Annotated in this window: 14 protein-coding genes; 10 read left to right on the top strand and 4 right to left on the bottom strand. The window is 42.2% G+C overall.

The window, feature by feature from the left end; genetic code table 11:
- The first annotated feature begins 88 nt into the window (after positions 1-88).
- A complete protein-coding gene (locus tag IQ247_RS29225) occupies positions 89-256 on the top strand; it encodes a hypothetical protein (RefSeq protein ID WP_193925357.1) in 168 nt (55 codons plus the stop codon).
- Entirely contained in the window at positions 256-1,599 is a 1,344-nt protein-coding gene (locus IQ247_RS29220; RefSeq protein WP_193925356.1) for a hypothetical protein, read from the top strand. The genes IQ247_RS29225 and IQ247_RS29220 overlap by 1 nt, the downstream gene beginning before the upstream one ends.
- Positions 1,600-2,036: 437 nt before the next feature.
- Here the strand turns inward: IQ247_RS29220 and IQ247_RS29215 are convergent, their stop codons facing one another.
- Complete coding sequence (locus IQ247_RS29215; RefSeq protein ID WP_193925354.1) at positions 2,037-2,456, bottom strand: DUF6788 family protein; 420 nt, start codon at positions 2,454-2,456, stop codon at positions 2,037-2,039.
- Between the two features lie 155 nt (positions 2,457-2,611).
- On the opposite strand from IQ247_RS29215, the gene IQ247_RS29210 reads away from it, so the two are divergent.
- The 3 genes from IQ247_RS29210 to IQ247_RS29195 all read left to right on the top strand — a co-directional run bounded on the left by IQ247_RS29210 (position 2,612) and on the right by IQ247_RS29195 (position 4,871).
- Positions 2,612-3,157 carry a hypothetical protein gene (locus IQ247_RS29210; RefSeq protein ID WP_193925352.1) on the top strand — a complete coding sequence of 182 codons (546 nt, stop codon included), beginning with the start codon at positions 2,612-2,614 and terminating at the stop codon, positions 3,155-3,157.
- 940 nt (positions 3,158-4,097) lie between these two features.
- Entirely contained in the window at positions 4,098-4,334 is a 237-nt protein-coding gene (locus IQ247_RS29200; RefSeq protein WP_193925348.1) for a hypothetical protein, read from the top strand.
- A gap of 42 nt (positions 4,335-4,376) precedes the next feature.
- A complete protein-coding gene (locus IQ247_RS29195; protein ID WP_193925346.1) occupies positions 4,377-4,871 on the top strand; it encodes an ASCH domain-containing protein in 495 nt (164 codons plus the stop codon).
- A 66-nt stretch (positions 4,872-4,937) separates the two neighbouring features.
- On the opposite strand, the gene IQ247_RS29190 is transcribed toward IQ247_RS29195, so the two are convergent.
- From IQ247_RS29190 to IQ247_RS33710, 3 genes are all read right to left on the bottom strand, one after another.
- Positions 4,938-7,739: a DUF3854 domain-containing protein gene (locus tag IQ247_RS29190; RefSeq protein ID WP_228060148.1), complete on the bottom strand. Its 2,802-nt coding sequence runs from the start codon at positions 7,737-7,739 to the stop codon at positions 4,938-4,940.
- Positions 7,740-8,195: 456 nt separating this feature from the next.
- Complete coding sequence (locus IQ247_RS29185; RefSeq protein ID WP_193925344.1) at positions 8,196-8,621, bottom strand: hypothetical protein; 426 nt, start codon at positions 8,619-8,621, stop codon at positions 8,196-8,198.
- Complete coding sequence (locus IQ247_RS33710) at positions 8,618-8,761, bottom strand: plasmid partition protein ParG (RefSeq protein ID WP_228060149.1); 144 nt, start codon at positions 8,759-8,761, stop codon at positions 8,618-8,620. The genes IQ247_RS29185 and IQ247_RS33710 overlap by 4 nt, the downstream gene beginning before the upstream one ends.
- A 260-nt stretch (positions 8,762-9,021) precedes the next feature.
- On the opposite strand from IQ247_RS33710, the gene IQ247_RS29175 reads away from it, so the two are divergent.
- The 5 genes from IQ247_RS29175 to IQ247_RS29155 all read left to right on the top strand — a co-directional run bounded on the left by IQ247_RS29175 (position 9,022) and on the right by IQ247_RS29155 (position 10,387).
- On the top strand, positions 9,022-9,378 hold the full coding sequence (locus IQ247_RS29175; RefSeq protein ID WP_193925340.1) for a hypothetical protein: 357 nt from the start codon (positions 9,022-9,024) through the stop codon (positions 9,376-9,378).
- Positions 9,379-9,474: 96 nt separating this feature from the next.
- The gene (locus tag IQ247_RS29170; protein ID WP_193925338.1) at positions 9,475-9,678 is read left to right on the top strand and encodes a hypothetical protein; all 204 of its coding nucleotides are present in this window, start codon (positions 9,475-9,477) and stop codon (positions 9,676-9,678) included.
- Positions 9,671-9,883, top strand: a complete 213-nt coding sequence (locus IQ247_RS29165) for a hypothetical protein (RefSeq protein ID WP_193925336.1) — start codon at positions 9,671-9,673, stop codon at positions 9,881-9,883. The genes IQ247_RS29170 and IQ247_RS29165 overlap by 8 nt, the downstream gene beginning before the upstream one ends.
- The gene (locus tag IQ247_RS29160) at positions 9,880-10,032 is read left to right on the top strand and encodes a hypothetical protein (RefSeq protein WP_193925334.1); all 153 of its coding nucleotides are present in this window, start codon (positions 9,880-9,882) and stop codon (positions 10,030-10,032) included. Before IQ247_RS29165 ends, IQ247_RS29160 begins: the two co-directional genes overlap by 4 nt.
- Positions 10,022-10,387, top strand: coding sequence for a hypothetical protein (locus tag IQ247_RS29155; RefSeq protein WP_193925333.1), 366 nt, complete (start codon positions 10,022-10,024; stop codon positions 10,385-10,387). Before IQ247_RS29160 ends, IQ247_RS29155 begins: the two co-directional genes overlap by 11 nt.
- The last annotated feature ends 68 nt before the right edge of the window (positions 10,388-10,455 follow it).

The following is a 10,455-nucleotide window of genomic DNA, read 5'->3' as shown; positions in this document are numbered from 1 at the left end:
TGTTAACTTTTAGAGTTTTTTTGGTAGGGGTAGGGGTGATATTGCCTTTACTCCCCTAAAAATTTTGATTTTTGAGGTTGTAACGCAAATGAAGTGTGATTACGTTGAAAAACAAGCAGACGGAACTTACAAGTTTTACCGCATTGATCAAGATTGGGTAGATGGAGAACTGAAGAAAAACTATATTGAAATCCCCAGAGAAAGGATACCCAAGCATAAGCAGGATGAGTTTATCTGCAATTGGTTTAAAAGATAATGGACAACTTACACCCATCACAACTGCACCACTACTTACAACTGCATTCCCGCGCCAAAGTCACATCGTGGGGATGCTTAATTACTTCGGTGTTGCTACTCTCCCTTGGTACATCGTTGAGGGGAGAAGGGAGAGAATATAAACCTTGGTTGTTTGGTGGCGCTGCTGCTGCATTATTGGTTGGTAAAAGCCAGAGAAAAACCGTCAAAGATGTAGGGGAATTGTTGGGAGATATTGACCGGGTATCTCGGTTCAACTTTCAATATTGGCTTAAGAATAAAACGGGACCCGGTGCGAACATCGCTGTCACCGTTTCCGCATTCGACGCGACTTGGCAGCCAGATAACCTACTCAACATCAATGACTTAGCTGCAATGTTAACGCGGTTGCACGGTCGCGTTGTTGGTGGTTCTGGTTCTGGTAAGTCTGTACTAACTAAAGCTTTGGTGCGATTGGTAGAAGGCAACGTCACAATTTACGACGTAGAAGCAACCAACAAAGATTGGAAAGGTTTTGAAATCGTAGGGAGGGGGGAGAAGTGGCAAGCAATCGTTGATGCCATGAAAACTGATTTACAGTTGTTCAAGCAACGAGTAGGAGAAGCTACAGCAGATGATAACGATGCAGGTTGGGATATTTTCAAGGGACAAACCGTTATTCGAGTCGTAGAAGAATACCCAGATGCCAAGGATGAGATTAACTCGCTTGCGAAACCATTAACAGAAAAATCCGACTACAAGGGACTTGCGGACGAATGGTGTCAAAAATTAGCCCGTAGGGGACGTAAACCCGGTGTTTTACTGCTACTAATCAGCCAATACGACGGCGTAACGTCTTGGGGCTTTGAAGGTAAAGGGAATTTAGTAAATTGCTTTCACGCCATACGGTTGGGAGAATTCGCTGTTACCCATGCCAAAAAAGTAGGTGATGACCAATTAGTTAAATGGTTGGAATCCGATTTAACATCTCGTTGCATGGTCGATAACCGTCCGTGTCAACTCCCAGACCGCGCTACTCAAATAATGATAGGTAACGGTGTAGTGTTAGATAAAATCGGTAATTCCACACCGACGAGTAATTTACCGGCGGGAGATTCGGACAAGCAGCAACTTAATGAATTTGAAGCAGCAATTATCGACGCTGGTAAAAAGCTGCAAGGGGACGTTTTAAAAGCGCGAACGCTCAAACAAAACTCCCGTTTATTTAGCGATATATCGGGAGAAGATATCAGGTTAATTTTTCAATCACTCGCTGATAGGGGAGTAGGTCAAATTGTAGGAACTGGCAACTACCTCGGATGGAAATATAACCAACCTGTAGACACAACGCCTACACCCAAATAACAACTCATCTACACTCTTGCACCAACACGCGGCACCACACCAAGCGTATCGGTGTGGTTTTTTAATCCCGATTTAGCTCGACGAAGTAATTCATCAGTACTATATTGATGAATCGCCTACAGCGTCTACTTTTTTAATCGCTCAAAAAATCCGGCGTAGGTGCCTCAAAATATTGCTGTGTAAGGTTTTTAGCAGATTGTAGACAATTTTTAGGGATATCGAAATATCCCTAAAATCCCCCTATAACTTCGGTTCAATCATTTTTATAAACTGTTTTATGTGCTTGTCGGCTTTTTTATACTCCGGGGATTGCGTCCCTAACCGCAGGGATTGTAGGTAACTTTTATGTAACTGCTCATAATCAAGTATTTCCGATTGCCTAGGTAACTCTTTATGTAACTTAGTGTTCTCATCCCTGACGGTAGATAACTCGACTGTCAGGGATTCTGCTTTTTTGAAGCTTCTAGCAGCTGCACCTCCAATTCCTTAACTCGGTGCTGCAATCGCTCCAATTCATCGCTAGTTACAGAATTTGTATATGTAACTTGTTTCTCTTTACGCGGTTCTGGGGGGACATTCAACTGTACTGCAATCTCCTCTAATCGCTCAGTTTTTAAGCTGGATGCCTTGCCAATATATTTTTTGTGCAATTTACCAGATACCTTCCGATAGGCATACCAATAATCGGCTTGTCCCCCTCCCTTTTCACGACGGACGGTAAATGGTGCGTTATCACTGCTGGGAACGTACCGAAACGAGTCGAGGTTTTCTAATTCCTTGTACCAATTCTTAGAACCTACTCTAATACCGCTTTCCAGCTTTCCCGACTCAACCACGGGAACCTGCTTTTTAGTCATGACGTTACCTATATCTCTATGTAACTATAATATATGTAACTCGCTACTAGTTACATATGTTCATAGATTTTCATATGTAACCGTAATTAGTTACATAGACAGGCAGCGGTTACATAGATAAGTTACAGATGTTTATAACAATTGCGTGACGGTTCATGACTCAACAAGAAACAGCCCAATTAATCGCCAGTCTCACCCGTCAAGAGTTGCTATTGCAGCAATTAATTTCTGCACTAAATAAACCGCGTCTCGGACTTCACAATGATGCTGGTATTTGTAAAATCTACTGCAATAGACAACACGGTTCCTTGTGGTACAAACTCGACAATGGGAACCCAGTACCGATAACCGAGAACGCTTTAACTGGTTATCTCAGACAATTACGCTTCGAGAAGGTAGAGCGTAGGGGGAAGGAAGTCCATAAGCTACTCACCACAATCGAAGGGGATAAGCTGTATGTCCTAGAATCCGGTCATGATAGCCATTTCAGTAAAGGATTGTTAAGCGCGATCGCGATTCTCATACCCGACCAACTACACCAACCAATTACGATAAGCCCCCAAGCTGGAGATGATGACAATGTTCTATTTGCTCGCATCTACTTAGGCAATGAAACCATCAAAGCCCCATATGGCGATAACACGAACTTCCGAGAATTATCCGTTCGGGCGATTAACAACGTTAAAGTAGCGAACGCCTAAAATAAACAACAATCGAACTGACTTTAATCCCATACAAACTATATAACTATATAAAGCAATGGTACTCACTATCCGTATTGATAGATTCCCAAATTTGTTTGATTCAGAAAAACTCGGATCGGTTCTCTTTGAAGCGGTCGTTAAATTCTCAGACGGTCGCGTAGAAGTATCGCACCCTACTTATACCCAACAGCAAGCAATCCACTTCGCAAGCCAGATAGTAAAAAACTACAGACCGAACAACTCCTATCCCCCTGCATACCAACAAACTCCAGAAGAAGCTTTGAAAATGTGAGAACCCGGATACCTTGTAGAAAGCAGTGAGTTTATCAATTATCAGCTGCTTGCTGAGAATGAAGTAAGGTAAACCATTACTTAGCAGGATACCTGCTAAGTATCGGTTCATGAAAGTATAGCTATATAAAGCTTTATTTTTTGGATAAAATACATTAGCTTACTTTTACCTTATTCATGGATAGCACTTAGTTAGAAAAATATTGCGTAGTGCCTAACTATTTTTGATTGGTTAGTGTGAACGTGTTTGTTAGGCACTACAATATATGGGTTTGAGAATAATAATACTCATGTTCTTACGTGTAAAACAAATAAAAGGTAACTGTTATTACTACGTCGTTGAATCAATCCGAAAAGACAAGAAAGTTGAGCAACGAGTACACGCTTATCTGGGTTCCTACCGCAAGGCTAAACAACAAATTAAATTGCAATTTAAAGATACTCACTTACTTAAAAAGCTTTGCAATCGATTAGAGGAATTGCACCAAGCCGCAAAGTCATCAAGAAAGTGATAACCACGTTTAAGTATATTCCAAAAATATCTTGTAAGAATATTGACACATGGTACTTATTTTTGCTATAATGGGAGAATAAGGGAATCTCTACAATCCCTGCCACCTCACTACACTACAAGCCTTTTAATATCATGAATATTCAAGACCTGCTTAACCTGGCTATCCAAGCAATTTTTTACGGTCTTTGCTTTTTGATTATCTTTGATTTCTGTCTCTACACTACGACCTATTGGACGGGAGAGATTGAAATATTCTCCCCCAAAGTCAAGCCTAGCAAAGGAAAACCAAGGACTTTAGATGACCTTGAAGACGATGGTGTCTACAACTTCGGATTAGCGCTTGCGCTTTCGGACATCCAAATAAATTAAAATTGATGGGGCATCAAACCCCAAAGGTCAGTCAGTCAGTCAATGACACAACCATGCCCCGAATCTCTTAAAGCGATTTCCATCCATGCACCCCATGCTTATGCTATTTGCAAGGGCATTAAGCAATATGAACACCGCAGCCGAGCAACTAAACAACGCGGCTGGATTCTAATTCATGCATCACAATCAAAGGCATCAGATAGCTACCTTGTCGATTATGGCATTAATAAAAGCACCATCAAGCGCGGCGCGATTATTGGAGCGGCTTATCTTACAGATTGCACCTGGGACTCGGAATATGGCTGCTATGCCTACCATTTAGAATCACCCATACTCTTCGATCAAGCGATTGAAGGGGTCAAGGGCTGCCAAACAATCTTTTGGGGAGCTAAGACAACCGAGAAACAAGCGGCTTTTGCAGCTGCCTGGAAGCTTATATCTGCTCCACGAATACTAATTACGCCTCCACCGATAAATACTAAACCACACTTTGATGATATATGCATAGAAGCATTTACCACAATTCAAAGACAGTAGACCTTTTACCCCTCGATTGTATTGAGTTGATAATATATCCATAGATACTTTATGTCTTGCTCAACATTAATCATCAGGACAATCTAAGTATTCTTCATTCTCCCAATCAATAGAGGTTTGATATGGTTCGTACTCGTCGTTTGCAGTAGTAGGAGCTATAGGAGGGGTAAGCGATAATTCGCAAGGCTTATAGCCCGCTCCTAAAACCCCTAACTGTGTCGTAATTGGGTGCGCCCATATCTCGCCGTCGTCGATCGCGCTGACTTTGCATTGCTTGCCTTTATACTTCCCAACGGTGGGGTAAACCGTTTGACCTTCTCTAAATCGATACAAATCAGCACTACCAACAGGTTCGGCGTTTCTATAGTTCGTATTGCTTGCTGGTTTTGGTGGATTGGTGACGACCTGAGCGGGTTTCGGTGACGACACCGTTACCTGTGGATGACGACCTGTATTACTTGCTGGTGCTGGATTTGAGCCAGAATGACGACTATGTTGGGGTTTTTCTATTTCTTTATAGAGTGAGTCAGTAGTATGAGTGACTGACTCATTTTTATAGGAGTTAGTAAAAAGGTCGTCATTTCTCTGTAAATCAGCACTACCAATACTTTCAGTCGTCACCGAAGTCGTCACCGGGTCGTCACCAGGGTCGTCACCACCTGAGATAAGTAATGGGAAATTATGACCGGGTTGACGAATACCGATCGCCGTAATATATCTCCCATTCTTAGCTCTACGCTTTGAAGCATCAATACTTAGTTGAGTCTTGAGTAAATTAAGTAAATTAGAACTAAATCTTTGGGTCGTCATTCCCGAATGTCCGTTGTTTGATGCCCATTGCAGGTAGTTGGCATATAGGCAGTCACGAGCATCGCTGCTTGAATTGCCTATTTGGGTTTCTGCTTTTGGGTCGTAATAGAGACATTGGTCAGCCCAATTTGCCAACGGGTTTGTTTCCAAAAGGACTTGAACACTGAATGAACCAAGAGAAGGTACACGCTTGGCAGTATTCCGTACATAGTCTGCCACCTCATCCATTGGCATCGACAGTACCCACGCCAGCAAGCCCGGTAAGTATGGCTTGAACTCCTGAATCATGTCTCGTCGTAGATGTGGGGGAATTACTTTCTCAAAACTCATCGACAAGCGACGACGAGAAAGGGCATTCGTGTAATCGTTGCTTTGGATTGCTTCATTGCACGCCACCCAAACCACGCCCATAAACGTAAAACTGCCCGTTTGCTGAACTCCTTTTTTCTCAATCCGCAAGTCATCAGCCCCGGTCATCGCTTTGAGCTTCCCAACTTCTCCCGCGTATCGTTCCGAGTCGGTTATAAATACAGCTTTCTTGCCGTAAAACATTGCGGTTTCAAATTGGTTCTTCTCAAGGTCTTTAAGTGTTGTAACTGCGTAATTTTCTTTACTCAGTAACGCTTGAATCAACCGTAAAATAGTACCTTTACCAGTTCCACCAGCACCAATTAATTCTATATATCGTTGAAATTCTGCACCGCGTTCGGTGATAGTTGCATTCATTACCGCTCTAATTACCTCTACCCAGTCAGCGCGATCGCAACAAGTTGAAAGTAACCATTCCTTAATAGGTTGACAGCCGACCGCTCGATCAGACCACTTGAAAGGTAAACGTGATATAAACCTATAGCCCGGTTCGTGGGGTGTTGATTCTAGGGTACGAATATCAATAACGCAATCCTCTAAGCAAATTCTACCTATTATCACTTCCCAACGGTTAACCCGTAACTTGCCCTTGAGTATGGTTAGTACACCATTGATAAAATTCGCTGACTCATCAATATTTTGGGCTTCTAACTCAGTCACAATAAGGTCTAGGGTTTGTTCGTTGGGTATCTCTCCCCATATCCCTGCTTTCCCTTCTGCCTCGTACCAATACCAAGCTTTTGCAGGAATATTCCATGCCAATTTTGCGCGGTATTTTTCAGCTAGCTCGCGAGCAAATCCTGTCTGAGTGGGTTTCTTGGCTGACTTCTCCTCACCATTGGTAAACTGCTGTTCCCACTTCTGTATGGTTTCAGCCTTAACTAAAACCTCATCTCGAAACTTGTCAAAACCATTCATTTGGATGTAATCATCTATTCCCTTACCCTCAGAGGTACTCCATAAGCCAGTTATAGAGTATATCGGGACGTTGAATTTTTTCAGTTGTGCAGCTAGTTTTCTTTGGGCAACAACTACCCCTTCCTTGGTTGCCGCGTCTGCATCAAAGCCAAGTATCCAACCGAAACCAGCGCGGGCAAGCGTTTCTAGTGCTGGTACTAGGTAACGCTTTCCTTGTACATCATTTTTGCTACCAGTCAAACCCATCTCAACCCCTGCCAGTGCAAGCGTGGGGATGCCGTGAGAATTGGGCGCGATCGCGCTGAACATTCCCTCGGTAAGTACCAAGCAAGGATGCCCATCTATTTTGTAGCATTGGGCTTTTAATGCCTCTAAATCATCCCAGTAGCGTGGATTGTGAGGATTATTTGGCAGCATTGCATCATGCTCCTCACCAAGCGCGGTGATATATTTCAGCGCTTTCTTGCAAGCTTCACTGGTTTTAAAAGCTTTGCGTGGTCGGAACTGTCCGAACCCGTTTGTACCTTCAAGCCATATACCACCGTATTTTGCATCAATTCTCAATCGCTCCGATGCTTCCGGTACTTCCATCGTTCGGCAGTTGGCAAGCACCCATTCAGGATTTAGCCCGCGCTCTGTTACTGCTTGGGTGTAGTCGCGATCGAATAACCGATTTTGGGATGATTGCGTTTGATGCGTAAAATCTTGTACAATGGGAGTACAAAATTTTTGATTTAAGTGCCGGTCTTTTGTAGGGGCGGCATTTTGCATATCTATATACCTTACTTTTTGGTGTACGTTGTTAGTATTCCCACTGACAAAAATTCCTGAAATGCCATCAATACCTGTCTTGCAATCACTGCGTGCAACTTTCTTGGATTGCCGTACTGGGATATTGAACTACTTTCAACCACGGGCAAGCGACTAAAAGAATCGCACCAAGCTTGTAGTGATTAGCTGATATATGCATAGATACTTTTGCAATGTTTCTGAGTTATTTCACACTGTCAGCTTGTGTATCTAAACTATTCAGTAAAAAGTAAGAAACGGTGATGCACATAAAAACAGCGGTAAATGTAGTTATGACCGCTGTTTTAGGTTTTTCAAATCGAGTAAGAATGAGGGATTTTAAGGAAATCGCCACAATCAACAGTTAGTGGGAAGCTTGGGAGCCGATGCTGCCACCACCACCTGATGCTCAATAAAGCGTACATTTTTGACATAAGATTAAGAGTTTTCACCTCTATTACCCCTAGTTAGTTGCAACAGTATTGCTTCCAAACTTTGCAGTGCAGCATTGGTAGTTCTTTGATGGTCTTCAAATCTAGCTAGATGCTGGTCAAAGTTACGCTGGTGCTGTTCAAAGTTTTGTTTCAACTCTGTAGTAAGCAGTTCTTGCCGTTCCTGACTTTCCCGTAGTTCTGGGATTATGTCATTTAAAATGGCATTCCTTGCCGTAACACTACTAATGTCGCTGGTTAGTTGGTTAACAACATCAGATAACTGTACTATTTGCTGTCCGCTTATTTCTTGACGTTCCGTTAAATTAGCTAACTGTAGCTGAGTGCCTTCTAACTGACGTTGTGTGGTTAGCTGGCTTTGGGCTATTTGAACCAGTAACCCTTGAATATCATCATTGTTACCGTTGGTCACGCCGTCTCCTTGCCTTCCTTGGGTGAGGTTTTTTCGTGTTCAGTTACGTATTCTCGAACAAACTCCGAAACCACTTCAGACATATTCCTCCCTTGCTTGGCACAAACCGCTTTGAAATCATTCCGTAACGACTGAGGCATAAAAACTCTTAAAGAAATAATTTTTTCTTCTATATCATTTGGCATAGGTGCAAGAAATGTTAGTACTGTGCATCTAGCCTATTGTGTCATCACTTAAGACTATATATCGATAGATAAAAATACACAAGTGTTAGTGTTGCATATTCTGGATATTGTGTTAGTCTACTTGAAGTGAACAAACGCAAACCCCTACTACACGGTGAACACAGCCATATCACCGCGACGGGATTCTATGTGCAATTTTCAAGGATTAAACAACTATGACCGAACAGTTAACAGAGTATAAAACCAGTACTAACGGGAAGTCACCCAACAGTAATGACACTGTTAAGCCCAAGGTAAAACGCCGTACCTGCGGTATTCCAGCACGTCAGAGCTTGTCTGAAATGTCACTGGTAATTTATCAAGCACGAGTGGAACAGCAATTAACCGAGTGGGAAAAGATTAAGAATTATGAATTTTATAGTCCCGCGTCAGATGGTAGCCACTTGATGCAAAAAATTACCCGGTCTAAGAGTTTGGATTTGCAAACGCGAGAAACTTTACCAACAACATACGGACAAGCTTACCGCGTACATCTAGGCGCTAACCCAACCAGTGATAAACCAGATTTTTGATGATGATGAAAACTTTAATCAAATTAATCAATCGATTGCCAGCAATCAGCAAACTTATTCAGCGTTACCGACTAAGAAACATAGTTAACGCTTCTGATGACGAATCGAAATACTGTTACCGCTGCCATCAAAACGTTAATTACGAACGCGCTTTCACTTGTGAATGTAAACAATGCCCAATTGATGCAATCCCGTTTTGATTTTAAAGCGATTGCCCTCCGCCAAGATAAGCAATCGCCATATGGGATGTATCCCGCACGCAACGACTGGCAGCACCAAAAGGAGGACACAAATGATTAATTGGTTTTTTGGAAGTAACAACAGTAACGACGAATCAGAAGATAACTCCAAAATAGAAGATTTATCTAATCCAGAATTTTGGGAGAAATCAGGAATAAGACCAATTGTGATTGATGAAAACGACCCGGATTATATCGAGAAGTTAGAAGACGAAGTTTGTAAACGGATTGAAGAAGCTGTAGAGCAACTGAAGAAAGAAAAGTGACCAAAGATATTAATCCTTATTTTTTAGCGGTAGCGGGTATTCTCGTTGCCCTTTACTTTTTCAATGAAAACAACGAATTGAAACAACAAATTAATAGCTGTCAGTTGCAGTTTGAAGGCTTTAAGGAGGGGGTTATTTATGGCAGATGATGAAAACAAGATTGTGGTGGAGATTCCGAATACTGGTAACTACTCCCAACTTCCCCAAACAGCACCAAGCGACAGAATGACCGAATTTAAGCGGGGGATAGAAAACGCGATCGCCTTTCCAGAAAATATCGGTGATTTAATTTACGACTGTCTTTCAATGGTCACAATCCCCGCGCTGTTAATGTCTTTGTGGCTCCAACCGTTACCAAGTTTTATAAGGTTTGCGGTTTTGTTGTTGCTAGTTGTTGCAGCTGTAGGGATGTGGTACTTACTTGGAATTCCAGAAATAAGAGGGCTGTTAACTTTTAGAGTTTTTTTGGTAGGGGTAGGGGTGATATTGCCTTTACTCCCCTAAAAATTTTGATTTTTGAGGTTGTAACGCAAATGAAGTGTGATTACGTTGAAAAACAAGCAGACGGAACT

The sequence above is a fragment of the Plectonema cf. radiosum LEGE 06105 genome, assembly GCF_015207665.1.
Lineage (GTDB): Bacteria > Cyanobacteriota > Cyanobacteriia > Cyanobacteriales > Nostocaceae > Rivularia > Rivularia radiosa_A.
The sequence above is the reverse complement of the archived record's forward strand: the minus strand, read 5'-3'. Positions and strand labels throughout refer to the sequence as shown.

Excerpts from the sequence above, each read along its gene's own strand:
- IQ247_RS29225 (WP_193925357.1), top strand. The coding sequence starts at position 89 with ATGAAGTGTGATTACGTTGAAAAACAAGCAGACGGAACTTACAAGTTT.
- IQ247_RS29220 (WP_193925356.1), top strand. The coding sequence starts at position 256 with ATGGACAACTTACACCCATCACAACTGCACCACTACTTACAACTGCAT.
- IQ247_RS29215 (WP_193925354.1), bottom strand. The coding sequence starts at position 2,456 with ATGACTAAAAAGCAGGTTCCCGTGGTTGAGTCGGGAAAGCTGGAAAGC.
- IQ247_RS29210 (WP_193925352.1), top strand. The coding sequence starts at position 2,612 with ATGACTCAACAAGAAACAGCCCAATTAATCGCCAGTCTCACCCGTCAA.
- IQ247_RS29200 (WP_193925348.1), top strand. The coding sequence starts at position 4,098 with ATGAATATTCAAGACCTGCTTAACCTGGCTATCCAAGCAATTTTTTAC.
- IQ247_RS29195 (WP_193925346.1), top strand. The coding sequence starts at position 4,377 with ATGACACAACCATGCCCCGAATCTCTTAAAGCGATTTCCATCCATGCA.
- IQ247_RS29190 (WP_228060148.1), bottom strand. The coding sequence starts at position 7,739 with ATGCAAAATGCCGCCCCTACAAAAGACCGGCACTTAAATCAAAAATTT.
- IQ247_RS33710 (WP_228060149.1), bottom strand. The coding sequence starts at position 8,761 with ATGCCTCAGTCGTTACGGAATGATTTCAAAGCGGTTTGTGCCAAGCAA.
- IQ247_RS29175 (WP_193925340.1), top strand. The coding sequence starts at position 9,022 with ATGACCGAACAGTTAACAGAGTATAAAACCAGTACTAACGGGAAGTCA.
- IQ247_RS29170 (WP_193925338.1), top strand. The coding sequence starts at position 9,475 with ATGACGAATCGAAATACTGTTACCGCTGCCATCAAAACGTTAATTACG.
- IQ247_RS29165 (WP_193925336.1), top strand. The coding sequence starts at position 9,671 with ATGATTAATTGGTTTTTTGGAAGTAACAACAGTAACGACGAATCAGAA.
- IQ247_RS29155 (WP_193925333.1), top strand. The coding sequence starts at position 10,022 with ATGGCAGATGATGAAAACAAGATTGTGGTGGAGATTCCGAATACTGGT.